Source organism: Streptomyces sp. NPDC055815 (assembly GCF_053616475.1).
This window is the reverse complement of record NZ_JBSHDU010000033.1, coordinates 70826-94099: the sequence shown is the minus strand read 5'-3', so window position 1 is coordinate 94099 and position 23274 is coordinate 70826. Positions and strand designations below refer to the sequence as shown.

Sequence of the window (23274 nt, the reverse complement as noted above, 5' to 3'; positions counted from 1 at the left end):
TGTTCAGACGAAGGCCGCTTCCGTGTACGGCGGTTACCGAACCGAGTGATCAAGTACGACGCATCGTTCGACGACGCATGTTAAAGATCAAGCTAAGGGCTGTCCCGTAAATGATCTCTGAGTCGCCGGGCCGGGCCGGTGGCGATGGGTCCGCTTGCCTATCCGGCGAGGGCGAGGTTGTGCATGCGGGCGATGCCGAGCGTGGCGTGGTGGACACCGTCCCTTTTGAGGCGGCAGTCGCGGAGGATCTTCCAGGTCTTCATGCGGGCGAAGACGTGCTCGACGCGGGCACGGACCTGCTTGTGGGACTTGTTGTGTTCCTGTTTCCAGTTCGGAAGCTCTTCGCCCTTGCGCCGGCGGTGGGGCATGACGAGCCCGGTGCCGGGGTAGCCGCCGCCGTCGGCGATCGTCAGCGTGTTGCCGACGGCGGCAGCGTGTTGCCACGGCGGCCTTGGCGCCGGATTCCTCCCACGCCTTGCAGTCGTTGCGGTTTCCGGCGAGCGGCCGGCCGACATGACGATCAGGCGGGTGTGGGCGTCGATGACGACCTGGTGGTTGGTGGAGTACCGGTAGTTCTTGGACTGCTCGGCAATGGTGTGGTCGCGCGGGTGGGGACCAGGGTGCCATCCACGATGAGCACGGTGTCCTTGGCGAACCGCTTGCGGGGCTGGAGCGCGAGCGTCGGCCCGAGGTGGTCGATGATCCGGTCCGCCGCCGGCTTGGACACCCCGAACAGCGGGGCGAGCTGCCGCATGGTCAGGTTCGTGCGCCAGTACGCCGCGACCAGCAGGGTCCGGTCCTCCAGCGGAAGGCTCCACGGCCGCCCCCTGCGGACTGCATCCGCGCCCGCCCGCCGCAGGACGGTCACCAGCTTGGCGAAGTTGCGAGGGCTCAGCCCGCTGAACGGGGCTATCCAGGATGAATCCGACGTCGTGATCACACCAGCCACACCAAGCTCGTCTCATGTGACTGAGCATCCGAGTTGGCATCGCGCGCCAACTGGGCTGCTCGGCTCTCAGGGCGCCACGTTGCAGCGTCGCGCAATTGCCTTGAGGCGTTCGAGTTCTCGTCGCGCTGCTGTCGGGTGGGCGAGATCAAGAGCCATCCCGGCGCGGGCCGAGATGTAGAGGATGTCCTGGCGTGTGGCGGCGTCGAGGCCAGGGGCGGTCTGGAGGCGGCGGCCCGTGACGCTCAGGTAGATCGCGATGCTATCGAGATCCTCGCGCAGCTGCACAGGAAGCACCTGCCGCAGTTCGTCCTTGGCGTAGTCGCGCGCCTGCCGGTCCGCCGTGCAGGGTCCGGGCTGCACGGGAGCCAAGGGCAGGTCAGCTTCTCGGGCGTCGTCGTACATCTCCGTCACCAAGGCGCGTGCAGACGCGAGTTCGCCCTCGGCAGCTGCCTCGCGGGCCGACTGCAACGTGGAGCGCAGTCGTCCGCGGACCTGGGGATCCTCGCCAGTCCGGGCGTTCAGATAGCCGGACCACACGTCGAACGCCTTACTCAACTCGGCATCCAGCATGATCTTGTACACGTCCGGCACTCCGCCGCCCCTTCGTCGAGTCCGTCCCGGCATGGACGGCAGCGGACAGGATAGGACGAACGCTGGACGGGATGCCTGGGAATTACCCGGTGCAGCGTGCAGGACCCCCGTGTCAACTGAAACGCGTACTGCTGCCGATCCAAGTGCATAGATGCCAACCAAGCCGCTCAGTCTCATCCCACCCGTGATCAACAGTTACGGGACAGCCCTTAGCATGTGCGTCCATGGCTGAATCCGTGCACGTCTTCGACTGGTTGCAGAGCTGGTACGCCTCGCAGTGTGATGGCGACTGGGAACACGAATGGGGCATGAAAATCGCGACGCTCGACAACCCGGGCTGGACCGTCAAGATTGATCTTGAGGAGACAGTCTTGGCGGATCGGGAGTATCCCCGACAGCGGGTCACTCGGAGCGAGCACGACTGGGTGATGGCCTGGACGGCCGAGACGGCGTTTCACATCGCGTGCGGACCCGGCAACCTGACCGAGGCCCTCACGCTGTTCCGGGTCTGGGCAACGGCGAGCGCCCCGTAAGCAGCGTGACCGCACACCCGTCACGCCGCGAGCGCGGGTCGGACGCTCCATCGGATGCCCTTCTCGCTGTGGATGCGGTTGCGGATGCAGACGTGTTCGGGTCGTTGGGCGGCGAGGAGCCGCTGTCCCTCCTGCTCGGACAGTACGAGCCCTTCTGAACATTCCCGTCGGATCAGCGAGCGCCCGCCGGGTCGGCAGTCCGGAGGCACACCGACACCTGACGGGTATCGCCGGGCAGGACCTACGAACGGCGGGCCAGCAGGTGGGCGTCGAGGAAGCCCCGTTCGGAGGCGGGATCGTGGAGCAGCCGAGCGAAGGGAACGAGCCCGGCATCGGCCAGCAGTTCGGCGAGGCGGTCCGCCGGCCAGCTGTAGGCAGGTGCCACCTTGTGGTCGAACCGGACCGGCTCCGGTCCCTCGGTCCCGAAGAAGGAGACCAGGAGCAGACCACCTGGCGCCAGGACGCGTACCTGCTCGGCGAGCAGCTCCGGCAGTTCTCCCGGAGGGGTGTGGATCATCGAGTAGTGGGCCAGTACGCCTCCGAGCGCGCAGTCCTCGATCGGCAGGGACTCCATCCGCGCCTCCTGGAAGCGCAGCGCCGGATGGGCCCGCCGGGCGTGATTGACCATGCCGGGGGAGAGGTCGAGTCCAAAGGCGTCCAGGCCCAGTTCGTGCAGCATGGCTGTCAGATGTCCGGGCCCGCACCCGACGTCCGCCGCCCGCGGGTTGCCCGTCGCGCGCACCAGTTCGGCGAAGGTGCCGATCATGGCCCGGGCGAACGGCTGTGTCTCCAGCCGGTTTGCGAACAGCGATGCGTACAGCTCGACGACTCCGTCGTAGGCCGCCCTGGTCTCGTCCTGATGGTTCGCCACAGGCAGGACTCTATAGCCGGACCGGTGATTGATCTGGTGGCAGGTCGGGGTGCGGTGGCGGACGTGCAGTGGAGCGGATGGAGTCCCTGTTGCCCCGGGCGGACCGGCGTGGCATGGCGGTCCGCTGTGAAGCGACCGTACTGAGCGCAGCTCCCCACGAGTGGCTCTGAATGGAGGTGACCTTCTGGTCCTCGTTCACCAGTCCCGGCCGGCGGTCAGCTCCTCGGCATCCGCGTCCGTGAATCCGTATGCCGACGCGACGAAGCAGAAATCGTCACAGATGCACTCGCGCGCGACCGTCTCGATCTCGCTCCCCGACGCCACGAAATCCCTGTCCAGCAGGTTGAACTCCTCCGTCGCGGCCTGGGTGAGCTCATACAGCCCTTCCAGATCCGACGGCTGCCCCGCCTCAATGCGCTCGCACAGCCGCAGCAGTATCCCGTTTCCCCTGTCGACCAGGTGGTCGGGGAAGTACGAGTCGTCGTACATCTCCCGCAGGAACGCGTGTCCCGCTACTTGCTGGTTTGTGATCGGCACGATACTTCCCACCTCCGCGAAAAGCTGATGCGCCGATCATGCACGGCACCACTGACAACGACGCCCCGGATGGACGCCATCCCCTCACATCACCACGACGTCGAGCCGTCTTCCGCGGGCTGGGCAGGTGATTCCCGTGGACGGCTCGAATCCCTTGTCGCTACGCACGCGTTTCGACGCTCACGTAGCTCCCCGTCAGGGGCCGTTCGACAGTTTCGCGCTTCGCGTCCAGGTTGTCAGACGAGGGCGTCATCATGGGGCCATGACCGTACCCAGCCATGCCCAGCGGCTCGCCCACCACATTCGGCACCTTCTGGGCGATGGCCCGTTTCCCCAGCCCGGCGGATGGCACCACATGGGCGCTGTCATCTGTGATGTCAGTTTCCAGCCCCGATGCAACTACGAGACGACCCTCCGGCCGCGCCTTCTCAGGCTGCAAACGATCTGGCCGGACGCGAGAACAGTCCGCGGGTTCCAGACCCGGCTCGCCACGGAAGACCTTGCCGTCGCCATGAAGTTCAACCACGCACGGAAGGTCGCGACGGCTCACGCCATTACCGACTTCCTGGCTGCCCAAGGGGTCGACACCCGCGACGACCTCCACACGTGGCTCGACCAGCAAGCCAATCGCGCTGCTCTGCGTACGGTGAAGGGCGTAGGCCCGAAGAGCATCGACTACATCGGCAACCTTGTCGGCCGTTCACAGATAGCCGTCGACGTACATCTGCGCGCCTTCGCTGAAGACGCCGGCGTTTCGGATCTCCCCTACGAGCAACTGCGCGCAGTGTACGAGGAAGCGGCCGCGCTTCTCGGTCACGACAGGGGTGGACTGGAACATGCCGTTTGGCGGTCCAAGTCGGGGGCCGTGTAGTCACCTCTGCGGCAGCCCACTGTCGCCAGACGCGAGCTACGTGCTCCGTCCAACACCTACCCCGCCGGCCTGCGAGGAATTAGGTGGACCGCGGCCGTGGGGATGTTTCCGCCACCGTCTACCTCATTTCGGATTCCACTCGCCGCCATCACCATCTGGTCGGGGAGGTGGTCCGGCGGGGACGGCTTAGAGGTTGTCTTTTTGGCTCCTGGGACCTTGGGGCGTCGCGCGCGGTTGGTCTGAGAGTCTGAGTGGGTGGACGACCTCATCGGGACTCAGGCCCCGCGACTCCGACTGACCGAAGCCATTGAGGCGGTTGCCTATCTGGAACGGGCCGTGCCCGGCCTTGCTGCGCATCGGCTGCCTACGTCGGCCAACGTGGACTGGAGCGTGGTGGAGACTGAGCTGGGCACGGCCGTCCCAGCAGACTTTAAGTTGCTGTGCAGCCTTTATCCGACGCTCGACCTGGGCGACTTCATCCGTGTGGTCGCACCGATCCCCGGCCAAGAGGAGGCTTGGGTGCAAGGCGTTCGCGACGATCTGGAGATCGTCGCCGAGTGGTGCGAGGAAGCGGACCTCGCCGTCCCGGTGTACCCGTATCCCTCACCAGGCGGTCTGCTTCCCTGGGCGACCTCGCATCAGGGTGACCTCTTCCTTTGGACTACGAGCCCGACCGGACCCGGGGACTGGGCGGTCACCGTCGCCTCACGCAACGGTGGATGGTGGCACTACACCGGAGGCATGGTTCAGTTCCTCGCCGACCTGGTCACGGAGGCTGTGGAGCTTTGGGGACTCCCTTCGGTCCGTGCAGAGGTCACCTGGTCATTCGACCGAGACGCCGAAAGCCGATGAGGACTGCGGCTATGCCGACGAAGGCAGGAAGTGTTCGGCCTTGCGTTCGTAGCGGCGGTGGAGCCTTCGGCAGCCGGCCAGCCAAGACACGGTTCTCTCGACTACCCAGCGATGGCGTCCAAGTCGTTGCGAGGACTTGACGCCTTTGCGGGCGATGCGGTGGCGGATGCCCCGCCGACGGAGCCATCGTCGCAGGTGGTCGTAGTCGTAGCCCTTGTCGGCGTGCAGTTTCGCCGGCCGTCGGCGCCGGGGTCCGCGGCGCGACCTGATGGGCGGGATGCCGCACACGAGAGGCTCCAGACCCTGACTGTCATGCATGTTCGCACCGGAGATGCCCAGGGACAACGGCAGTCCGTTCCTGTCGGTGATCAGGTGGATCTTTGATCCCAGCTTGCCGCGGTCGGTCGGATTCGGTCCCGTCAGCGGCCCCCCTTTGCGGCCCACACACTGACGGAATCGATCGCGCACCGGGACCAGTCCACCTCACCTCGCGCTCCGAGTTCGTCGAGGATCACGCGGTGCAGCCTGGCCCAGACCCTGTCCCTGCTCCACTGGGCAAACCTGCGGTAGACCGTCTGCCAGCTCGGGCCGAACACCGGTGGGAGCTGCCGCCACGTGCAGCCCGAGGTCGCCACGAAGATGATCGCGGCCAAGGCTTCACGGTCGTCGGCTCGGCGTCGGCCCCCGCCCTGCGGGCGTATCACCACCGTTGGTGCCACCACCCGCCTGAACAGCAGCCACAACTCGTCCGGCACCAGCCGCTCAACGAGATCAGTCATGCACTGCTGAACGAACGATCACGCCATTAGAAACAACGTCTTACTACCAAGGGCGGGCATCAGGCGTGGGCAGTGGACGCAGTCTCGGCCAGCGTTCGAGCAGGCGGTTGGCCAGGGCGGAGCTGAGCCGGCCGAGGGCGTGCAGGTGGTCGTGGTCGCGGGTCATGTCGGCGACCACGCCCAGGCGGTGGACGAGCCGCTCACGGGCGGAGACGTAGCCCCACTCGAAGTCCTCGGTGGGCACGCGGGCGAGCTGGTCGACCGTTCCCCGGTGGGCCCGCTCGACGAGCGCGTCGCCTTGGATCAGCCAGCCTGCGCATGCGTCGGCGAGGTCACCCGGCACGTCCTTCCCGGTGAGGCCGCGCCAGGTGGTCCGGTAGATGTCCTCGACCTCCGTGAGCGGGGCCGCGGTGACCGACATGGCACACCAGCAGGTGGGGAAGCCGATGCGGAAGTAGGCGAGTTCGATCAGGCCGTTGCCGAGCGAGGCCCGCTCGAAGTCGACGAAGCGGACGCCGTCCGCGGTGCGCAGGTCATTGCCGGGGCAGGGATCGCCGTGCAGGAGAGCGTGATGCGGGGTGGGGTCCAACCGATCCAGGAGGGCGGCGAGTTCATGGGGAACCGTGGACGGTACGGACACGTCGAGCGCCCTGGCCAGGGCGAGGAACGACTCCGCGTCGGTGGCCGTGGGCCCCGACCAGACCGGTAGTGCACCGGCATCGGCGGGCCCGGTCAGGGCGTGCAGCCGGGCGAGCGACTCGGCGTACCCAGGCATCCAGTCGTCCGTCCTGCCGAGGTCGTCCACGTGCTCGAGGACCATCACCCGAGAGGACGGGTCTGTGGCGAGCACGGCGGGGGCCACGGCAGGCCCGGAGGCCCGCCCCGCCAGACGTAGCCCGGCGACCTCCCGCGCGAAGCGCGTGTTCGCGTCGGCGCCTGTGTCCCCGCGGTCCCTGATCTGCTTGACGATCACCAATCGTCGGTCGGCGAGCCGCACCCGCCAGACCCTTGACCGCGGACTGCTGTCAAGGAGCTCGGTGCGCTTGGGGGTGCCTACGGTGGAGAGCAGCGCCGCATTGAACGGAACACGGTTCAGCATGCCGACGAGCGTAACCGTGGCTTGGCGCGCGCGAGCGACCCGGCCCTGTCGAAGTCCTTCTCCGGGCCGTCCTGTGACTGCGGCCGGGGTGGGGGTGTCGGCTGCTTGGGGACTCCCTTACGTCAGAGGAAGAGGAGCTCGACGCCCGCGTCTACGCGGAAACGCAGGACGACCGTCGGCTGTCGGGCGTCCTGAAGGTTCTGTCGGAGGAGTGGTTCGTCGGGCTGCTCCTGCAATTCGCCGATGATCACCTGCAGCCGGGGCGGCATCGCGGAACAGTCGGCAGTGGAGCCCCGGGGCCTGCCATTTATCGGTCAATGGCTGATCGGCGCCCTTACGGGATGACCCCTCTTCCTTGATGCTGCTGTGCCGGACCAGAGGGAGGGAGGGCCATGGCGGCGGCACGGAAACGGCGGGTATCGGCCTCGCGCGAGCGCCGTCGGCAGCGGCTCAGGGTCGGATGCGCGATCGCCGGCGGCGTGAGCGTCGTTGTGGTGCTCTTCTGGAGCGTGCTCTGGCCCTATCTCATCGGTGCAATGGTGCTCGGCGGTGCGGCTGGTGGTGGATGGTGGCTGTGGCGTACCGATCGGTCCGTGAAGAGCGCTGACCGGCGCTGGCGGCATGACGAGGCAGTGCAGGCCGGACGCCGGACTCTCGCCGAAGTCGACGCGATGACCGGAACGGAGTTCGAGGACTACATCGTGGACTTGTGCCGGCGGGACGGATGCACCGACGTGCGCAGGGTCGGCGGCTCGCACGACAACGGCGCCGACGTCCTGGGGGCCCTTCCCGATGGGCGGAGCATGGTGATCCAGTGCAAGCGGTACACGCCCAAGAGCAAGATCCCCAGCCGGGAGGTGCGTGACCTGCTCGGCGCGAAGGTGCACTTCAAGGTCGACGTGGCGATCTTCGTGGCCACGACGTACTTCAGCGCGCCGGCTGAGAAGTTCGCCAAGGAGAACGGCATGCTCGCCGTCCACCGCGATCACCTGGGGCTGTGGAACAACGGGGCGTCGCTGCTGTCGCTCGGCGCGGTGAACGGTCACGGGCAGGGCGATCGACGGCATCGGGCGCGCTGGAAGGAGACGTACGAGTGAGGGCGTCTCCCGGAGTGCGGTCCACGCAGACCACCCGCCCGTCGGTCGGCGGGTGTCGTTGAGGGCCAGGATCCGGTACGTCTTGGCGAGGAAGTCTGGGTGTGCTCGTCCTGGAGGGCGTCCCCCCGCTCCATGTTCGGCACCGACCGGCCCGCGCGGACGTCATCACCGTGGTCGTTCGCCTCAGCCTCACCAGATCCTTCGTCGTCCGGCTGATGCGCTCGACCCGCCGCCCCTCGTCCAGGTTGTCCGGTCGGACGAACCCCTCCGGACGACGCCGCGCAAACCAGCTCCGTGCTCGCGACCTGGAGACCGCTTCTCGCTGCAGCATCGACGGATCAATTAACCCGCCAACCAATCGAGACCGGTCACTGGGTCCTGCCTCTTTGGCGGGTGCTCAGCTCTGTGCTGTTGCTGCTGCGGGGGGATATCGGAGTGCGCGGTGAGTGGGTGGACCGTAGGGTCCGGACATCATGAGCACCTTCCTCCATCAGCCGCACCTTTCCGCTGACGAGCTTTTTCGCGTCCTGAGCGTCTGTTATCCCCAGTCGCCTCCGAAGCGGGCGACTACACCCGCAGGCGTTGAGGTCATCGGGGTCTCTGTGGAACGGGACCGGATGCGTGACGTCTGGGACGAGTGGCGCGGGAAGCATGGCGAGACTGGTTGGTGGCCCCACGTCAGCCTGATGTCGCCGGAGGGAGTGGCCGGAGCCGGATTTCACAGCGGCGTTGATGCCGCTGCTCTGGAGAACGTTATCGCCGAGGTGGTGTGCCAGGACCACGACGCGCGTGCGGCGTCCGTGGTGGTGTCGGGGTTCCGGTGGTCGATGGAGTGCGTCGGTGGGGACGAGGAGGATCGGGAGGGCTGGCGGGACGACTACGACCCCGACCGTCTCGCACCGCAACTGGGACCTGAGCTCGCGGAGCCGCTGTCAGGGGTGTCGCGCTGGGGGGCCGGCGATCGGGACACGTGGGGTTGGGGCCCCCGGTGGCTCAACTTCGTTCCGGTGCGGGGAGGTTACGAGGTGCCTGTGGTGCTGCCCCACTTGATCGGGACGGGCAACTGGTTCGGATACGGCGACCGGATCCTCACTCCGGCCGACGACGCGGCGCTGCTGAGGCGCTGGCACGAGCAATGGGGCGCCGAGCTCTTCCTCGCCTCGGGTGCGTATCTGGAGCTGGTCGTCGACCGACCGCCTCTGGATCCCCGGGCCGCAGCGCAGGCAGCCACAGAGCTGCTGGGTTACTGCTCCGACACCGTGCAGGACCCGCGGACCGCCGGCGATGGCATGGTTCGTTCGACGGTTTGGTCGCTGTGGTGGGACTGAGCGGCGCCCCGTGGCCATCGTCGGGCGCAGATGAGGGGGCGGTGAGGTGGAGCGTGGCCTGGTAGGCGACGGCGAGCTGTCCGGTCGCATGGTCGGACCGTGCCATCGTTTGAGCCGGTTGACGCATCGCTCGACCGCGTTGCGCTGCTCGTACGCCTCGGCGTCGATGGCCGGTGGGCGGCCGTTGGCGTGTCCTTGCCGCGGGCGGTGACCCACGGCAGATCTTCGAGTTTCGGCGTGCTTGCGGCAGTGCCCACCTGCGTACGGCTGAACGCGCCCAGGCCCAGGCGGATCAGCCGAAGGCGTTGGCGTTCTCCTCGGCCCCCTGGCGGAACGGGCGGGCGGGCGTTCCGGTGATCCGTGAAACCGTGTCGCGCACCATCAGTAGCTCGTCGTTCACGTCTCCGCCCGTGACGTCGAGGACCGCGTCCGCGGCCTCCTCGCCGAAGGCCGCGATCATCTGTGCGTGGGCCTGCCGGCGGCTGATCTCGGCGAAGGACAGTTCTCGGCCCAGTGCCGCCCCGATGGCCTCGACCTGCTGCCGGGCGGTCACCGGCTCGGGACCGGTCAAGGTGTACGTGCGCCCGTGGTGGCCGGGCTCGGTCAGTGCCACCCGTGCCACCGCCGCGATGTCCGCGGGGTGGATGGTCGGCAGCGCCGTCTCTGGGTACGGCGCGCGGACGGTTCCGTGGTCACGGATCGAGGCCGCCCACATCAGGGTGTTCGAGGCGAACTGTGTCGGTCGCAGGATGGTCCAGGCCATGCCGCTCGCCTTGAGCAGCTCCTCCACCGCCAGGTTCTCGGCGGCGGGGCCGAGGTGCGGGTGCGTCTGGACGGTGATGGACGACACCAGCACGACGTGCTCCACACCCGCCTTCCGGGCGGCGTCGAGTATGGCGGCGTCCGAACCCAGATGCGGTACGAGGAACAGCGAGCGCACACCCTTCAGTACGGGATGCAACGCGGCCGAATCCGCGAGGTCGCCCTCCACGGCCTCGACCCCATCGGGGAGGACAGCCCGTGCGGCATCCCGGGTGAGACCCCTCAGCTGCTGTACACCGCGCGCGCAGCTCCTTCAGAAGGGCACTGCCGATGTTTCCGGTGGCTCCGGTTACGAGGATCATGGGCGTGTCTTCCCGTCATCAGGTGATCAAGTAGAAGACACGCTAGAACCTCAATCTTGCTTGAGGTCAAGGAGCGCCCGACGCTCCGCCCGGCTGGGCATGTCCACGCTTCCATGACTGGGCACGAGGAGTGGGTCCAGGTCGAACGCTTCCCTCTCCGTGGGATCGGATGTCGTCAACCGGACGAGGTCCCCCTGCTCTGTGCGGCCCACCAGCGAGGCACCTCGGCCTCCGTGGAGGCCGCGTGCCCCGCGCTTGCCGACCCTCGCTCAGAGCAGGCGAGTCGCAGTCACGCAGCCGACCGGTCACCGCTGTCCCCGGTGGTTCAGGCGCTTCTCCGTCGACGGCCGAGAGGGTGGGTGCTCAGCGTGCGGAGGCTGTCGGGCTGTCGCGGACGAAGACCGGCTTGAGGTGTTTCTCGGGCAGGGCGTCCGGGAGTTGTTCCCAGTCGAGGATGTGGGAGACGACGCGTGCGGGGTCGACGGTGCCGGAGGCGGCGAGGGCGAGGGCGTCGGGGATGTGGGCGCGGACGTTGTCGCGGGCGATGCGCAGGGTGACGCCGGTGAGGTACATGTCGAGCAGGGGCAGTTCGCCGGGTCGGAAGTGGTTGCCGGCTGACTCGCAGATGCCTTCGGGGGCGAGGGACTGGACGGCGAGGGTCAGTTGGTCGACTCGGCCGGTTGCCTCGACGGCGAGGTCGAAGCCGTGGCGTATCGGTTCGATGGTCTCGGCGGTGCGGGCGCCGAAGCCCTCGGCGAGTGTGCGGTGCTCCGGGTCGGGGTCGACGTAGAGGACGTCGGAGGCGCCGAGGGAGCGGGCGATGTCGCACACGTACAGGCCGATGCTCCCGCGGGCGACGACCAGGACCCGGGCGCCCGGTCGGGCGGTGAGGTGGGGGGCGACCAGGCGCCAGGACAGCGACCAGTTGTCGCTCGCCGAGGCCATCGCGACCGGGTCGAGGCCGGTGGGCAGCGGGACGAGCATGGCGTCGGCGTACGGGACGCGGACCAGGTCCGAGAAGAGCCCGCCCCAGGTGCCGCCGATCGGCGCCCCGTACATCGCCATGTGCGGGACCGACGTGCAGTGGGCGGTGAGCCCCGTGCGGCAGTGGTGGCAGGTGCCGCAGCTGATGGACCAGGGCACGACGACGAGGTCGCCGGGCGCCGCGGTGGTCACGTCGTCGCCGATGTCGGTGACGCGAGCGACGCACTCGTGCCCGAGGGCGAACGGCGGGTCGATGAATCCGTGCCCGGCCAGGATCGCCGAGTCCACATCGCAAGAGGTCGCGGCGACGGGTGCGACGATCGCCTCGCCGGCCGACCGCACCCGAAGGTCCGGGGCCTCGCGCCACTCGACCGTGCGGCGGGCGACGTACGTGAGCTCACGCATCGGCCTGCTCCTTGTCCTGCTCCGTGTCCTGCTGGGCGAGGGCGACCAGGTCGGCGTAGCGGACGACGGAGCCGCCCGCACCCCAGGTTCCGTCCGGCTGCTCGTGTACGAGCACCCACACCCGCAGTGCGTCGGCCGGGGTGAGTCCGGCGGCGGCGAGGACGGTCCTCGTCGCCTCCTGTACCAGTCCGGCTTTCCGCCGCTCTGACAGTGCCCCCTGAGGCACCGTCACCTCCACGAGGTAGCGGGGCGCGCCGTCCTCGGCGGTCGTCTGGGCGCCTTCGGGCAGCTCGACGAGATAGCTCCACGCCTGGGCGCGGAAGAAGGGGGTGTCGGGCGCCCCCTCCCAGCGCAGCAGTACGGCCGCGAGGTCGCGCTGGACGGTGGTGCGGCCCTCCTCGGTGAGGGCGCCGGACGGGAGGGTCAGCCGGATCATGGGCATGGCAGCTCCTATGACGATCGTTATAGAGGCTGGTCACGGTAGACTATGACGGACGTTATAGCCAGAGGGGAGCCCCCAGGTGATCAAGAGCAGTACGCCGTCGCGCGAGCGGATCGTGGCCGGCGCCGCGGACATGATCAGCCGGCGTGGGCTGAGCGCCACGAGCATCCGGGAGATGGCCAAGCACGCCAAGGCGCCGCTCGGCTCGACGTACCACTACTTCCCCGAGGGCAAGCAGCAGCTGGCCACCGAGGCCGTCCGGTACACCGGTGAGTGGGTCGCCCGCAGCCTGCGCAAGGAGCTGGAGGCCGGGCCGGTCGCGGGTCTCCGGGCCTTTCTCGGCCTGTGGCGGAAGATCCTCGTGGACAGCGACTTCCACGCCGGCTGCCCGGTCCTGGCTGTGGCCATCGAGGAACCTCAGGACGGCGAAATCCCTCCCGCGCTGACGGCCGCGGCCGAGGTGTTCGAACAGTGGGAGACGCTGCTGGCGGACTCACTCCGGGCGTACGGTGCCGAGCCCGAACAGGCCGCCCAACTCGCCACGCTCACGGTCGCGGCCGTCGAGGGCACCGTGGCGATGTGCCGGGCCCAGCGCGGCACCCAGCCCCTCGACCGCACCGCTGAACAGCTTCAGGGCCTCATCGCCGCCGCGATCGCGAAGTGACGCGGGCCCTGCCGTCCGCATCCCTGGCAGGAGATGCGGACGGCCGGTGCGGGCTGGGGTCAGGCGCCGAGTGCCGCGCGGATCGCCTTGGCCTTCTCTGCCGTGAACGCTCCGGTGTCCAGTAGCGAGAGGACGGACAGTACTCCGCCGCTGGAGCCCCAGCTTCCCTCGTCGATGACGCGGAAGTTGACCCACCAGGTCGGTGCCGGCTCCGCGAGTCCGCAGGCGTCGGCAAGGGTCGCCAGGATGCGCTCGATGACCGCGGTCCTGACCTCCTGCCGCCAGTCCCCGTCCATCACCGACACGTCGATCGCCATGACGTCGGCATCCGGGCCGATGTCCGCGAGCAGTCGTCCGCCGATCGCCATCATGTCCGGCCGGCGCTCGACGAAATGCACCTGGAACCCGACCCGCGCGGGCGGAGCGAACTGCCCCACCTCCGGTACGAGGACCGCATCCGTCAGCGTTTCGGCGAGGGTGCGCCGCTGCTCCAGGTTCAGGCGTCCCGTCGGCGTGTTGACGGTGATGATCGTCACGGCAAGCTCCTATGACAGTCGTTATACATGACTGCCACCGTACACGCGGCTATAACGAGTGTCATATCGTTGCTGTGTGAGCTGCCGGAGGGGGAGCGGTCGCTCTTGAGTTCCGCGGCCATGAGTGCGGTGTTGCCGGCACGTCCGCGGCCGTACTTGTCGTGGAGGTCGACCTCGATCCCGAGAGGGGCGAGGGTGCCCTGCGTGCTGACGTACATGGCCGATGTCGGTGCACGGAATGCTGATGGGGTCGGTGCCGTCGGGTACGAGGGGGGATGGACGAGGATCTGCCGGAAGGCTGCGATCAGGTGGGTCCAGGGGATGTTGTCCCCCTGCCGGTGGATCAGAGGCACGTCGTGCGCCGCCGAGCCTTCCATTCTGTGGCCGTCCCACGGTACGACGCGGTTGATGCCTCGGCGTTCCGGCGGCAGCAGGACGCCGCGGACGAGTCCCGCGTCGGAGGCGCCCGAGAGGGGCGGTGCCGTGAAACGGAGCAGTTGCCACATCAGGATGCGGTGCAGGTTCTCGGTCCCTCGTCGCCCCACTCCGGCGGAAGGGTCTCGGTCATGACCGGTTGCCGCCGAGCGTCTCCTCGTACCCATCCGCATTGGGGTGAGCCCTTCGAGGTGCTGCTCGCCGGCATGGATTCCGAACAAGATCCGGTGAATGGGTGTAAGTACGAGGGTGTCCGGGGAGGACTGGTTCGGGCGTCCGAAGGGGACGCCCGGGGTGGCTCGAATCCGGGCTACCGGTGAATTGACCAGAAGGATCAGCATGGCCAGCGGCACCGTGAAGTGGTTCAACTCCGAAAAGGGCTTCGGCTTCATCGCCCAGGACGGAGGCGGACCGGACGTCTTCGCTCACTACTCCAACATTTCCGGAAACGGATACCGCGAACTGACCGAGGGCGAGACGGTGACGTTCGACATCACCCAGGGCCAGAAGGGCCCGCAGGCGGAGAACATCATCCGCGGCTGAACCCCGCTCCCGCTTCTGACGGCGCCTGCACCATGTGCGGGCGCCGTCCGGCGAGTGGTTCGTTCCGTGCGCACAAGGCGCGCGATCGCAGCCGCCTCCTGCGCCCCCTGCTGCTCGTCACGGGAGTGCCATCGGATGGTGAGGCGGGGGAGTACGGCTCTGGCCCCACAGCGGCCGCGAGCCGCTTGCCCACTCGCCCGGCGCGGCTCCGTCGACCAGTCCTGCTCCATTTGAGGACCTGGAGATCGGGGGCTGCCCGACGCTGAGGGCCGCCTTGCTGCGATGGTTACGCCGCCTCCCCCGGTCCGCGTCGGGTGCGGGTGGGTGCGTCATACCGGCAGCGCCCCTGCCGGATGGCCGTGTTCGCGCCCGCAGGTGGTGAGGGCGAGGACTCCTTGGCCTGAGGTGGCGGTGTGGGGTCCCAGGGCTGCGGGGTCGACCGACAGCCGCGCCGCGATGTCGTTGGCGTAGCAGGTGTCGGGGATCTTGAGGTCTTCCTTGACCTGGTTGTAGCGGGTGGTGAACGCCTCGGAGTCCGAGGTGTCCACGTCGTCGAACGCGTCCTCGGGGAAGCCGTCCTCGTGTGGCAGGAGGTAGCCGGCTTCGGACGGGTGTGGGGGTTCCTCGTCGCCGTTCTCCTCGGCGTCCTCCGCGTCGTAGTGGCGTAGGACCTGGCCGTCTTCGGCGATGCACCAGGCGGTCCAGCCGTCGCCGCAGCTCATCCCGTACCACTGGGCGGATCCGAAGCGCCGGCTCAGGTCGGCGCACCGTTCCCTCACGACGAGGGGAAGGGCCTCGTCCTCGTCGTCCGCGTCCTCGATCCGGTGGGTGTCCTGGGAGGAGTCGCCGAAGACGAGCGTCCAGCCGTCGAGGGCGGGGCTGACGAAGACGCGGGAACAGGCGGCGTGCGGTGGGGTCCGGTCCCAGTCGTGGTGGTCCTGGTTCCAGGCTGCCGCACCGGTCCGCAGGGTGACCGGCTGCGGACTGCCCAGGTCGAACGCGTCGAGCACGGCGTCCTGGTCCGTGGTCGGCACCGCGTACCAGGACCCGCACAGGTGCATGCCGTCCGGGACCTCGTCCAGCAGCTTGATCGCCGTCAGTCGACGCCAGGCGTCCTGGTCCCTGGAGTCGAGACCGTCGGGGCCGGCGATCGCCGCGAGGGCCTCGAGCGCGCCGGCCCGCACCCGGGGGCCGGACGCGGGCATCCGGCGAACCCGGCGCAGGATGGGCACGCCCGCGGTGCCGATCGCCTTGAACGCCCAGACCGCCCGGTGCCGGACCTCCTGCTCCGGGTCGCCCAGCAGGGGGATCAGCAGATCGACGAACCCCACTGCCGTCTCGGCGTGGGTCTGGAAGGCGAAGAGGGCATCGCTCCGGACCCGCGGGTGCGGATGGTTCAGGAGTGGTGCGTAGGCCGCCGGGCCCTCCACCATGAGGCGCGCCAGTGCCCACCCGGTCCTTCGCGCGACCTCGGGCGAGTCCGCGGCTGCGACCGCGTCCGCCAGAGGCAGGAGAGCGGGCTCCCCGATCCGGCACAGCACGTCCGCCGAGACCGTCCAGTCGACGGGGGACTGCTCGTCGCGGAGCACGTCCAGCACCGCCCCGACGACAGTCTCGCCCTGCTCCACGAGCACGTCGCGCGCCGACCGGGTGGAGTCCCAGGAACCTGAGAGGGACTCGGTCAGCAGTTCCATATCCATGCCGGGCAACCTAACCGGCGGCACTGACAGGGACGTTGCGCGCTATGGGGCCACGGGTGCCGCCGCCTGTGACTTGCTCACTTCGCGCGGGCGCGGTACGCCGCCACCGTCCGCTCCAGCGCCTCCTCGACCGGGGTGGCGACGGCGCCGAGCCGGTCCCGGACGAGGCTGGAGTCGACGACGAACGGCTCGGCGAACTCGTACTGCATCTCGATGAGTTCGCGCACCGTGCGGTTGACCGCGCCCATCGCGTACAGGACGAACGTCGGCATCCGGCGCAGCCGCGCGGTGCCGGGGCGGCCGGTGGCCTGGTGGGCCAGGTCGACGAGCTCGCGGGTGGTGCGGGTCTGCGGGTCGTTCGGGAGGTGCCAGATGCGGCCCGGGGCGTCGGGGTGGAGGCCCAGGAGGGCGAGCGTCTCCCCGATGTCGGGGATGAAAGTGTACGTGTGGGGCTGGTCCGGATCGCCGAGTACGGTCGCGGTGCGCCCGCCGAGGAGCGCCGGGAAGACCAGGTCGCCGAGGTTGGACTGGGCGCCGCCGCGCGGCCCGAAGTAGTCGGAGGCGCGGCCGATCGCGACCTCCACGCGCCCGGCCTTGTGCGCGGCGAGCAGGTCCTGCGCCATCCCGCCCCGGAGCCGGCCCTTGCGGGTGGTGGCCGCGTCGGGGGTCTCCTCGGTGAACGGACGTCCGCCGGGCGCGCCGTAGCTGTAGACGTTGTCCATCGAGACCATCCGGGCTCCGGCCGCCTCGGCCGCGGCGAGCACCCCGGCCTGCAGCGTCGGGAACTCCTGCTGCCAGCGGTGGTACGCCGGGTTGAGCGCCTGGTAGACGACGGCCGCGCCGGCCGCCACGGCGGTGGTGAACGCGGGGTCGGCCGCGTCGCCCGCGACCACCTCGACGCCCTCCGGGACGTCCGCCCGGCCCGACCGGTTGACGACGCGGACGGACTCCCCGCGGCGCACCAGCGCCTCGGCGACGGCCGTGCCGACGGCGCCGGAGCCGAAGATCACGTGACGGGGGGTGGTGGTGTGCTTCATGCATCGACCTCGCGGAGAACGTCCGAGCCGGTGGTCCGGCCGGGGGTGGGGGCGGGCAGGAGTCGGTGGAGCAGGATGCCGGAGAGGGCGGAGAAGGTGAGCGCGCCGGTGGCGCCGAAGACGGTGAACCGCGCGTCCACGCCGACTCCGGCGAGCGTGGTCACGGTCCAGCCCGCCGCCCACAGGGCGGGCATGGCCACGGCCCAGAGCCACGGCAGGCGGGTGGTGCGCGGCAGGGCGCAGGCCTGGGCCACGCCGAGCAGGACGCCCTCGACGGCGCCCATGAGCGCCAGTGAACCGAGATCGGTGCGATAGCCGACCAGGGCGGCACCGAGGAGGAGCCCGAGCCCGCTGCCGGCCGCGGTGGCCGCGGCCCAGCGCGGCGGGCTCAGCCGGCCGGAGGAGAGGAGCGCCTGCCCGGCCCCGATCACCGCCCCCGTCACGACCCCGCCCACCAGGGCGCTCATCGCGTCGTCGACCGGCCCGGCCGCCGCGCGGCCCGCGAGTCCGCCGATCGGGAACGCGAGGAAACCGGCAGTCCATCGGACCCAGACGCGCAAGGCGGGGCGCCTGGGGCCGCGTATGGAGACACGCAGGGGAGAGCGAGGGAGAGCAGGCATCGGGAGCACCTCCAATTTCTGTACGCTGTGCAATTAATGTACGCCGTGCAAAAATGACCCGTCAAGGTTTCGCGTCAGGAGACGAGCGAGGAGGCGTACGGATGACGGAGGCGTACGGATGACACAGGACACGCCGCTGGCGAGGCGGGGCCGGAAGCGGGCGGTCGGCGAGGACGAGGTGGTCGCGGCGGCCATGCGGCTGCTCGGCACCCGTGGCGCCGACGCGGTGAGCATCCGGGGCATCGCCGCCGAACTCGGACTCGCGCCGAACGCCGTCTACACGTACTTCCCGGACCGCGCCGCAGTGGTGCGCGCCGTCGTCGAGCACCTGCTCGGCGAGACGGACCTCGCGGCCCTCACCGCCCGGGACACACCCTGGCGAGAGCGCATCCACACGCTCGCCGCCGATCTGCGGCACCGCATGCTCGCCCACCCGGGCGCGGTCACCCTGCTGCTCTCCGGCCCGATGGACGGACCTCACGCCCTCGCGCTCGGCGAAGCCCTCCTCGTGGTCCTCGCGGACGCCGGCCTCGATCCGACGGAAGCGGCGCGCGCCTCGTACCTGCTGATCGTCCAGGTCCTCGGGGCGATCGCCCTGGAAGCCGCCGAACTCCCCTCACCCGCGCCGCCCCCGCCGCTCGACGAGCGGGTCGCGGCCCGCCGGGAGCAGCTCCGCGCCGTCCCGGCCGACCGCTATCCCCGTACGGCCGAAGCGGCGGACACGATCGCGCAGTACGTCTCCGACGAGCAGTACGCGTGGGGACTCGACCGGGTCCTGGACGGCATCGAGGGGAGGGCGAAGGGCTGAAGCCCCTCTCCGGCGTACGGGTGCCGGGCGGCGTCCTGGCGTACGGGGGGGCCGGTACGCCCAGCAGTGCCGCTGCCGGGGTACGCCGAGCAGCGTCGCTGCCGTCCTCCTCAGCTCGGGCTCGGGTAGGTGATCGAGCCGAGCGGCGGGCAGGGGGCGAGCGTGGTGCCGGCGCCGGGGCGTGCGACGAAGGCCCGGGCCGCGGCGGCCCGCTGGCGCCGGGAGTCCAGCTCGTCGGCGTCCCAGGCGTCGCGCCTGGCGTGGGCGTAGTCCCACGAGTCGTCGATGAGGCTGAGGCTGGTGTTGCCGGAACTGCGCTGGAACTCCGCCTTCATGACGACCCGTTGGAGCGCGGTCTGCACGGCGGCGAGCTCGATGCGGGTGATCAGTACGCCGAGGGTGTTCGGTTCACGGGTCGGCATGGGGGCCAGGGGGAGCGGTGACACCCCGGTGTCGAGGCGGCCGAGGTTGTCGACGCTCGCTTGCTGGGCGTCCTGCGACAGGATCTGCATTTCCTGGTGGAGCCAGTAGAACTCGGCGAGGTCCGCCTGGGTGATGCGCATCCGCTCGTACAGGGCTCGGAAGCGGGGATCGTGATGCAGCGGGCGCATGGCGGGGACATGGAGCCCCACGCAGTCGTTGTAGCCGGCCGTCACCGCGGCGTCGAGGTGGCGGATGGCGTGGTCCGTCTGTCCCTGTGTGGTGGCCAGGGCGCCGAGGCTCGCATGGCCCGCGGCGACGAGCCACGTGCCGTCGGGTCCGAGCGCCGTGGCGCGCGCGACGACGGCGTGAAGGCCCGTGGTGCCGACCGAGGCGGGGCCCTGGGTCAGGATCGCGACGAGGTTTTCGTGCACATACGCGGCCAGTGAGTTGACGGTGTCGACCATGGATCTCCTCGGACCTGGGCGGTGAAGAGCGAAAGGGCGTCGGGTCTTTGGCGACCCCCATGGACATGACGAGCGGACGGGTGAACGGGTTCCTGCTCGGGCCGGGCGGTGATCACGAGAAACGTCGGCTTCTGGACCGCTCGGACGGCGTGCCGACGGGCCAGCCCGCACGCTGTCCCCCGCGATCGACTCCCGCAACAGGTCCTCACGATGACGGCGGCGGTCCGAGAGGCGGCCGTACGCGTCCGGCCGCCGCCCGGACCGCCGCCGTCACCCGGTCCAGGGGAACGCCGGTGGGGACGGTCACGCCCAGTGCGGCGACCGTCCCCGCCGGGCCCCGCACCGGAGCGGCCACCGTCACCTCGCCCAACCGGAACTCCTCGGCGCAGACCGCGAGCCCGGCCGCCCGGATCCGAGCGAGCTGGCCGGCGAGGGCGCCCGGGGAGACCACCGTGTGCCGGGTGTGCCGGGGGAGTTCCGCCGGTGGGACGGTGAGCAGCACCTTCCCGTACGCCGTCGCGTGCGGCGGCGGCCGCTCCCCGCTCACCAGGCACAGCACCTCCCCGGCCGACGGGGCGCTGAGCACCGCCAGATCCGCGTGGCCGCCCGTCCGGGCGCCCAGCGCCCGCAGCGTCGGGAGCGCCGCGTCGAGGAGGCCGCGCGGGCAGGGTGCGGCCGCGCCGAGCACCCGCAGCCGGATCCCCAGCCGGTACGTGCCGTCAGCACCGCGCTCCAGACCGCCCCACGCCACCAGCTCCCGCACCAGGCGCAGCGCCGTCGGCGCCGGGAGCCCCGTGCGGGCCGCGATGTCGGTGAGGCGCAGAGCCTCCGGGCCGCCGCCGTCCTCGAAGGCGTCCAGTACCGAGAAGAGCCGTCCGGCCACGCTCTCGCCCACGTCCCCGCCCCTGTCTCCTCGTCGGATTCCACTCAGTGAAAGCCCGGACTTCCCGTCCCCGTACGGGCCGTACGAGGCTCAACGCATGAACCTCGGTCTCGCTTCCGACACTCTGCTCTCCACCACCCGCGCCGTACGCCACCGCCTCGACCTCACCCGGCCGGTGCCCCGCGCGCTCCTGGAGGAGTGCGTCGACCTCGCCGTCCAGGCGCCCACCGGCCGCAACCGGCAGCGCTGGCACTTCGTCATCGTCACCGATCCGGCTCGCCGGGCCGTGCTCGCCGACCTGTGGCGGGCGAGCCTGGGCGTCCCGGAGGCCCACCTGCCGCTGCCCGCCCGTGACGTGCGCCGGGCCGACGTCGCGCCGGGCGTGATGGAGCGGGTGTACACGGGCGTCACGCACCTGTACCGGCATCTTCACGAGGTGCCCGCCTATGTCATCCCCTGCGTCGAAGGACGCACCGAGGGCCTCTCCGTCACCCACCAGGCCGGCACCTGGGGGTCGATCCTGCCCGCCGCGTGGAGCTTCATGCTGGCCGCTCGTGAGCGCGGCCTCGGCACCGTGTGGACGACCGGGAACCTGCCGTTGGAGCGGGAGTTCGCCGACGTGCTCGGCATCCCGTACGCGGAGGTCATGCAGGCGGCCTTCATCCCGGTCGCGTACACGATCGGCACCGACTTCCGCCCGGCCCGGCGGATTCCGCGCGATCAGGTCCTGCACTGGGACCAGTGGTGACCCGTACGGTCCCTACGGCGGCGGCGGCAGTCCGGACGGGCAGGTGTGCTCGGCCGAAAGGGGGGTTTCGGTCCGGATCGGTGCCGACGCTGTCGCCCGCGGGTAGGGCGGCGCGCATGAGCGGAATTGAAATCAGCAGCACCGCGTTCGACGACAGAGCGCTGATCCCCCGTCGCCACAGCGGCGAGGGAGAGGACCTCTCACCGCCCCTGACCTGGTCGGGGGTGCCCCAGGAGGCCACGGAGCTGGTGCTCCTCTGCGAGGACCCGGACGCGCCGAGGACGACCTTTCTGCACTGGCTGGTGACCGGCATCGATCCGGGAACCACGGGGGTGGCCGAGGGGCAGACGCCCCAGGGCGGACGGGCCTGGCCCAACGGATTCGGGCGGGCCGGCTGGGGAGGCCCGATGCCGCCACCGGGGCACGGGCCGCATCGCTACTTCTTCCGCCTGTACGCCCTGTCCGAGCCGCTTCCGCTGCACGAACACCCGGGCGTCGAGGACGTCCACCGTGCCCTGAAGGGCAGGGAGCTGGCCTCGGGCACGCTGGTCGGGACCTACGAGCGCTGATCGCGTGATCGCCGTCGGCGTCACGACGGGGTTCCGGGGTCGGTGTACCGCAGCAGGGCGCCCACGCCCTCCTCCAGCGCCAGCTCGCTCTCCGGTACGACGACCAGTTCGGCGCCCGTGCCGACGAGGGCCCTGACCAGGGCCTCGTCGGCGCGTTCCTCTCGCGGGGCCCGGACACCGAAGGACGTCAGCTCCGCCTCGCTGAGCGCCAGCTGAGTGGGCTGGGAGCCCGTCCAGAGCCGCAGCGAGGACGCGGGCGGGTGGTTGAGCAGCAGTGCCGAGACCTGGCCGCGCTGGAGGGCGGCCACGGTGGCGGCAAGACCTTCCGCCATGGGCCCGTCCAGAGCGCGCCGGCCGATGAAGATGTCGACGAGCTCCCGGTCGTGCGCGGCCATGTGGCCGCGGAAGACGCCGTCGAGCTGTGGTTCGAGGAGGGCGCGTCCGGTGTCGGTGGGGGTCCGGCCGCCCACGCGCACGACCTTCTCCCGAAGGCTGTGCGGCAGCCGGCGGATCAGTACGTTGCACGCCCACTCGTCGCCACCCACCACGACCGCGTCCGCATGGGCGCGCCGTGCCCGCTCGTCCAGCCGGTGGCCGAGCCGGAGGGCGGTGCGGTGCCAGGTCGCCACGGCGACCCTGCGATGCAGGCGCTCACCCGGCGTGACGGTGGACACGGGCCAGGTGCCGGTCTCCGCCTCCAGCGTCACCCAGCCATGGGTCTCGGCGGTCGGCAGGCCGCCGTAGTGGACGACCACGGCCATGTACGGGATCTCCGGGACGTGCTGGGTGACGAGGGGCATGGCGTCCGGCAGGGTGCTGTAGCGGGCGGAGTCGTGCTCGGGCGGCCAGGGCAGCTCCCCGTTCAGGACGAGCGTGCCGTGGGCGGCGAAGAGGGTCTGCCCGTGCACCCCGGGCACCTCGGTGTCGGTGCCGACCGCCTCTTCCAGGACGTTCAGGAGCCCCTGGTCCGCGCCCTGACGGGACAGGGTCTCGCGCAGCCGCCCCCAGCGCAGGGCGATCGCCCGCTCGGGATGTTCGACGTTCCGGGAGGTGTCCAGGTAGACGGAGACGTACGGGCCCGGCTCCGCGTAGACGGGTTCAAGGAACGACAACCTCATCGCCACTCCTCGTCGATGGTGCCGATGGTCTCCTCACCTTCGATGATGCCTGGCCGAGACGGCGACGGAGCCCGACGGGCGCAGAGAGGTGGCGGGCGGTCTGCCCGGCGGGAGCGTGGTGGACGCCGGACGGGGGCGCCTGCGGGGGTCACCGGCTCGGCGGGCGCGGCCGGCGACGTCCGGGTGGTCGTACGGCGTGACGGTGCCCGTCGCCGGTGCCCGGACCGGCCTGCGCGGTCCGCCCGCAAGCCGGTCTCGTACGAC

27 protein-coding genes and 3 pseudogenes are annotated in these 23274 nt (G+C 70.1%); 10 read left to right on the top strand and 20 right to left on the bottom strand.

Annotation, left to right across the window (positions count from 1 at the left end; genetic code table 11):
• Nucleotides 1-158: 158 nt before the first annotated feature.
• The 3 genes from ACWGN5_RS21935 to ACWGN5_RS21925 all read right to left on the bottom strand — a co-directional run bounded on the left by ACWGN5_RS21935 (nt 159) and on the right by ACWGN5_RS21925 (nt 1531).
• Nucleotides 159-521, bottom strand: a complete 363-nt coding sequence (locus tag ACWGN5_RS21935; RefSeq protein ID WP_453517666.1) for a transposase — start codon at nt 519-521, stop codon at nt 159-161.
• Nucleotides 521-940: a helix-turn-helix domain-containing protein gene (locus tag ACWGN5_RS21930; protein WP_453517662.1), complete on the bottom strand. Its 420-nt coding sequence runs from the start codon at nt 938-940 to the stop codon at nt 521-523. Before ACWGN5_RS21930 ends, ACWGN5_RS21935 begins: the two co-directional genes overlap by 1 nt.
• Before the next feature lie 75 nt (nt 941-1015).
• On the bottom strand, nt 1016-1531 hold the full coding sequence (locus ACWGN5_RS21925; protein ID WP_453517659.1) for a hypothetical protein: 516 nt from the start codon (nt 1529-1531) through the stop codon (nt 1016-1018).
• 233 nt (nt 1532-1764) lie between these two features.
• Here ACWGN5_RS21925 and ACWGN5_RS21920 point away from each other — a divergent pair, with 233 nt between their 5' ends.
• On the top strand, nt 1765-2073 hold the full coding sequence (locus ACWGN5_RS21920; protein WP_453517656.1) for an immunity 53 family protein: 309 nt from the start codon (nt 1765-1767) through the stop codon (nt 2071-2073).
• Between the two features lie 241 nt (nt 2074-2314).
• Here the strand turns inward: ACWGN5_RS21920 and ACWGN5_RS21915 are convergent, their stop codons facing one another.
• Both ACWGN5_RS21915 and ACWGN5_RS21910 read right to left on the bottom strand, forming a co-directional pair.
• Complete coding sequence (locus ACWGN5_RS21915; RefSeq protein WP_453517654.1) at nt 2315-2944, bottom strand: class I SAM-dependent methyltransferase; 630 nt, start codon at nt 2942-2944, stop codon at nt 2315-2317.
• Nucleotides 2945-3139: 195 nt separating this feature from the next.
• A complete protein-coding gene (locus ACWGN5_RS21910) occupies nt 3140-3481 on the bottom strand; it encodes a DUF5713 family protein (RefSeq protein ID WP_453517652.1) in 342 nt (113 codons plus the stop codon).
• 262 nt (nt 3482-3743) lie between these two features.
• Here ACWGN5_RS21910 and ACWGN5_RS21905 point away from each other — a divergent pair, with 262 nt between their 5' ends.
• Entirely contained in the window at nt 3744-4352 is a 609-nt protein-coding gene (locus ACWGN5_RS21905) for a hypothetical protein (protein ID WP_453517650.1), read from the top strand.
• A 255-nt stretch (nt 4353-4607) separates the two neighbouring features.
• On the top strand, nt 4608-5204 hold the full coding sequence (locus ACWGN5_RS21900) for an SMI1/KNR4 family protein (protein WP_453517648.1): 597 nt from the start codon (nt 4608-4610) through the stop codon (nt 5202-5204).
• On the opposite strand, the pseudogene ACWGN5_RS21895 reads toward ACWGN5_RS21900, so the two are convergent.
• The 3 genes and pseudogenes from ACWGN5_RS21895 to ACWGN5_RS21885 all read right to left on the bottom strand — a co-directional run bounded on the left by ACWGN5_RS21895 (nt 5167) and on the right by ACWGN5_RS21885 (nt 7351).
• Nucleotides 5167-5983, bottom strand: a pseudogene (locus ACWGN5_RS21895) (IS5 family transposase). The gene ACWGN5_RS21900 and the pseudogene ACWGN5_RS21895 sit on opposite strands and share 38 nt — an antisense overlap.
• A gap of 43 nt (nt 5984-6026) precedes the next feature.
• On the bottom strand, nt 6027-7082 hold the full coding sequence (locus ACWGN5_RS21890) for a phosphotransferase family protein (protein ID WP_453517645.1): 1056 nt from the start codon (nt 7080-7082) through the stop codon (nt 6027-6029).
• 122 nt (nt 7083-7204) lie between these two features.
• Nucleotides 7205-7351: a hypothetical protein gene (locus tag ACWGN5_RS21885; protein WP_453517642.1), complete on the bottom strand. Its 147-nt coding sequence runs from the start codon at nt 7349-7351 to the stop codon at nt 7205-7207.
• Nucleotides 7352-7474: 123 nt separating this feature from the next.
• On the opposite strand from ACWGN5_RS21885, the gene ACWGN5_RS21880 reads away from it, so the two are divergent.
• Together ACWGN5_RS21880 and ACWGN5_RS21875 are read left to right on the top strand one after the other, a co-directional pair.
• The gene (locus tag ACWGN5_RS21880; RefSeq protein ID WP_453517639.1) at nt 7475-8179 is read left to right on the top strand and encodes a restriction endonuclease; all 705 of its coding nucleotides are present in this window, start codon (nt 7475-7477) and stop codon (nt 8177-8179) included.
• A gap of 473 nt (nt 8180-8652) precedes the next feature.
• Entirely contained in the window at nt 8653-9507 is an 855-nt protein-coding gene (locus tag ACWGN5_RS21875) for a DUF4253 domain-containing protein (RefSeq protein ID WP_453517636.1), read from the top strand.
• A gap of 16 nt (nt 9508-9523) precedes the next feature.
• Here ACWGN5_RS21875 and ACWGN5_RS21870 read toward each other — a convergent pair.
• The 4 genes and pseudogenes from ACWGN5_RS21870 to ACWGN5_RS21855 form a co-directional block, all read right to left on the bottom strand.
• Nucleotides 9524-9723, bottom strand: a pseudogene (locus ACWGN5_RS21870) (IS5/IS1182 family transposase); the annotation flags it as partial.
• Between the two features lie 76 nt (nt 9724-9799).
• A pseudogene (locus tag ACWGN5_RS21865) lies at nt 9800-10631 on the bottom strand (SDR family oxidoreductase).
• Between the two features lie 363 nt (nt 10632-10994).
• Nucleotides 10995-12020 carry a zinc-dependent alcohol dehydrogenase gene (locus ACWGN5_RS21860; RefSeq protein ID WP_453517634.1) on the bottom strand — a complete coding sequence of 342 codons (1026 nt, stop codon included), beginning with the start codon at nt 12018-12020 and terminating at the stop codon, nt 10995-10997.
• Nucleotides 12013-12462, bottom strand: coding sequence for a tautomerase family protein (locus tag ACWGN5_RS21855; protein WP_453517631.1), 450 nt, complete (start codon nt 12460-12462; stop codon nt 12013-12015). The genes ACWGN5_RS21860 and ACWGN5_RS21855 overlap by 8 nt, the downstream gene beginning before the upstream one ends.
• 79 nt (nt 12463-12541) lie before the next feature.
• Between ACWGN5_RS21855 and ACWGN5_RS21850 the strand changes: the two genes are divergently transcribed.
• The gene (locus tag ACWGN5_RS21850) at nt 12542-13126 is read left to right on the top strand and encodes a TetR/AcrR family transcriptional regulator (protein ID WP_453517629.1); all 585 of its coding nucleotides are present in this window, start codon (nt 12542-12544) and stop codon (nt 13124-13126) included.
• 59 nt (nt 13127-13185) lie between these two features.
• On the opposite strand, the gene ACWGN5_RS21845 is transcribed toward ACWGN5_RS21850, so the two are convergent.
• Both ACWGN5_RS21845 and ACWGN5_RS21840 read right to left on the bottom strand, forming a co-directional pair.
• The gene (locus tag ACWGN5_RS21845; RefSeq protein ID WP_453517627.1) at nt 13186-13662 is read right to left on the bottom strand and encodes a tautomerase family protein; all 477 of its coding nucleotides are present in this window, start codon (nt 13660-13662) and stop codon (nt 13186-13188) included.
• Nucleotides 13659-14438 (bottom strand): hypothetical protein, encoded by a 780-nt coding sequence (locus ACWGN5_RS21840; protein WP_453517624.1) that lies wholly within the window; start codon nt 14436-14438, stop codon nt 13659-13661. Before ACWGN5_RS21840 ends, ACWGN5_RS21845 begins: the two co-directional genes overlap by 4 nt.
• Here ACWGN5_RS21840 and ACWGN5_RS21835 point away from each other — a divergent pair.
• A complete protein-coding gene (locus ACWGN5_RS21835) occupies nt 14437-14640 on the top strand; it encodes a cold-shock protein (RefSeq protein WP_147981444.1) in 204 nt (67 codons plus the stop codon). The two genes, ACWGN5_RS21840 and ACWGN5_RS21835, sit on opposite strands and share 2 nt — an antisense overlap.
• Before the next feature lie 329 nt (nt 14641-14969).
• Here ACWGN5_RS21835 and ACWGN5_RS21830 read toward each other — a convergent pair whose 3' ends face one another.
• From ACWGN5_RS21830 to ACWGN5_RS21820, 3 genes are all read right to left on the bottom strand, one after another.
• Entirely contained in the window at nt 14970-16340 is a 1371-nt protein-coding gene (locus ACWGN5_RS21830) for a HEAT repeat domain-containing protein (RefSeq protein WP_453517621.1), read from the bottom strand.
• A 77-nt stretch (nt 16341-16417) separates the two neighbouring features.
• Nucleotides 16418-17377, bottom strand: a complete 960-nt coding sequence (locus ACWGN5_RS21825) for an NAD-dependent epimerase/dehydratase family protein (protein WP_453517618.1) — start codon at nt 17375-17377, stop codon at nt 16418-16420.
• Nucleotides 17374-17937: a hypothetical protein gene (locus tag ACWGN5_RS21820; RefSeq protein ID WP_453517615.1), complete on the bottom strand. Its 564-nt coding sequence runs from the start codon at nt 17935-17937 to the stop codon at nt 17374-17376. The genes ACWGN5_RS21825 and ACWGN5_RS21820 overlap by 4 nt, the downstream gene beginning before the upstream one ends.
• 178 nt (nt 17938-18115) lie before the next feature.
• On the opposite strand from ACWGN5_RS21820, the gene ACWGN5_RS21815 reads away from it, so the two are divergent.
• On the top strand, nt 18116-18805 hold the full coding sequence (locus ACWGN5_RS21815; RefSeq protein ID WP_453517613.1) for a TetR/AcrR family transcriptional regulator: 690 nt from the start codon (nt 18116-18118) through the stop codon (nt 18803-18805).
• Between the two features lie 110 nt (nt 18806-18915).
• Here ACWGN5_RS21815 and ACWGN5_RS21810 read toward each other — a convergent pair whose 3' ends face one another.
• Both ACWGN5_RS21810 and ACWGN5_RS21805 read right to left on the bottom strand, forming a co-directional pair.
• Nucleotides 18916-19692, bottom strand: coding sequence for a hypothetical protein (locus ACWGN5_RS21810; protein ID WP_453517611.1), 777 nt, complete (start codon nt 19690-19692; stop codon nt 18916-18918).
• Nucleotides 19693-19897: 205 nt separating this feature from the next.
• Entirely contained in the window at nt 19898-20587 is a 690-nt protein-coding gene (locus ACWGN5_RS21805) for an IclR family transcriptional regulator (protein WP_453517608.1), read from the bottom strand.
• A gap of 85 nt (nt 20588-20672) precedes the next feature.
• Here ACWGN5_RS21805 and ACWGN5_RS21800 point away from each other — a divergent pair, with 85 nt between their 5' ends.
• A complete protein-coding gene (locus tag ACWGN5_RS21800; RefSeq protein ID WP_453517605.1) occupies nt 20673-21323 on the top strand; it encodes a nitroreductase family protein in 651 nt (216 codons plus the stop codon).
• 116 nt (nt 21324-21439) lie between these two features.
• Nucleotides 21440-21892 carry a YbhB/YbcL family Raf kinase inhibitor-like protein gene (locus tag ACWGN5_RS21795; RefSeq protein WP_453517603.1) on the top strand — a complete coding sequence of 151 codons (453 nt, stop codon included), beginning with the start codon at nt 21440-21442 and terminating at the stop codon, nt 21890-21892.
• 20 nt (nt 21893-21912) lie between these two features.
• On the opposite strand, the gene ACWGN5_RS21790 is transcribed toward ACWGN5_RS21795, so the two are convergent.
• Nucleotides 21913-23010, bottom strand: coding sequence for a baeRF2 domain-containing protein (locus tag ACWGN5_RS21790; RefSeq protein WP_453517600.1), 1098 nt, complete (start codon nt 23008-23010; stop codon nt 21913-21915).
• Nucleotides 23011-23274: the final 264 nt, after the last annotated feature.

What these genes read in the sequence shown, in the direction of transcription:
- ACWGN5_RS21920 (WP_453517656.1), top strand. Translation starts at nt 1,765, where the DNA reads ATGGCTGAATCCGTGCACGTCTTCGACTGGTTGCAGAGCTGGTACGCC.
- ACWGN5_RS21790 (WP_453517600.1), bottom strand. Translation starts at nt 23,010, where the DNA reads ATGAGGTTGTCGTTCCTTGAACCCGTCTACGCGGAGCCGGGCCCGTAC.
- ACWGN5_RS21880 (WP_453517639.1), top strand. Translation starts at nt 7,475, where the DNA reads ATGGCGGCGGCACGGAAACGGCGGGTATCGGCCTCGCGCGAGCGCCGT.
- ACWGN5_RS21800 (WP_453517605.1), top strand. Translation starts at nt 20,673, where the DNA reads ATGAACCTCGGTCTCGCTTCCGACACTCTGCTCTCCACCACCCGCGCC.
- ACWGN5_RS21830 (WP_453517621.1), bottom strand. Translation starts at nt 16,340, where the DNA reads ATGGATATGGAACTGCTGACCGAGTCCCTCTCAGGTTCCTGGGACTCC.
- ACWGN5_RS21860 (WP_453517634.1), bottom strand. Translation starts at nt 12,020, where the DNA reads ATGCGTGAGCTCACGTACGTCGCCCGCCGCACGGTCGAGTGGCGCGAG.
- ACWGN5_RS21855 (WP_453517631.1), bottom strand. Translation starts at nt 12,462, where the DNA reads ATGCCCATGATCCGGCTGACCCTCCCGTCCGGCGCCCTCACCGAGGAG.
- ACWGN5_RS21890 (WP_453517645.1), bottom strand. Translation starts at nt 7,082, where the DNA reads ATGCTGAACCGTGTTCCGTTCAATGCGGCGCTGCTCTCCACCGTAGGC.
- ACWGN5_RS21840 (WP_453517624.1), bottom strand. Translation starts at nt 14,438, where the DNA reads ATGCTGATCCTTCTGGTCAATTCACCGGTAGCCCGGATTCGAGCCACC.
- ACWGN5_RS21815 (WP_453517613.1), top strand. Translation starts at nt 18,116, where the DNA reads ATGACACAGGACACGCCGCTGGCGAGGCGGGGCCGGAAGCGGGCGGTC.
- ACWGN5_RS21810 (WP_453517611.1), bottom strand. Translation starts at nt 19,692, where the DNA reads ATGGTCGACACCGTCAACTCACTGGCCGCGTATGTGCACGAAAACCTC.
- ACWGN5_RS21885 (WP_453517642.1), bottom strand. Translation starts at nt 7,351, where the DNA reads ATGCCGCCCCGGCTGCAGGTGATCATCGGCGAATTGCAGGAGCAGCCC.
- ACWGN5_RS21875 (WP_453517636.1), top strand. Translation starts at nt 8,653, where the DNA reads ATGAGCACCTTCCTCCATCAGCCGCACCTTTCCGCTGACGAGCTTTTT.
- ACWGN5_RS21835 (WP_147981444.1), top strand. Translation starts at nt 14,437, where the DNA reads ATGGCCAGCGGCACCGTGAAGTGGTTCAACTCCGAAAAGGGCTTCGGC.
- ACWGN5_RS21905 (WP_453517650.1), top strand. Translation starts at nt 3,744, where the DNA reads ATGACCGTACCCAGCCATGCCCAGCGGCTCGCCCACCACATTCGGCAC.
- ACWGN5_RS21825 (WP_453517618.1), bottom strand. Translation starts at nt 17,377, where the DNA reads ATGAAGCACACCACCACCCCCCGTCACGTGATCTTCGGCTCCGGCGCC.
- ACWGN5_RS21795 (WP_453517603.1), top strand. Translation starts at nt 21,440, where the DNA reads ATGAGCGGAATTGAAATCAGCAGCACCGCGTTCGACGACAGAGCGCTG.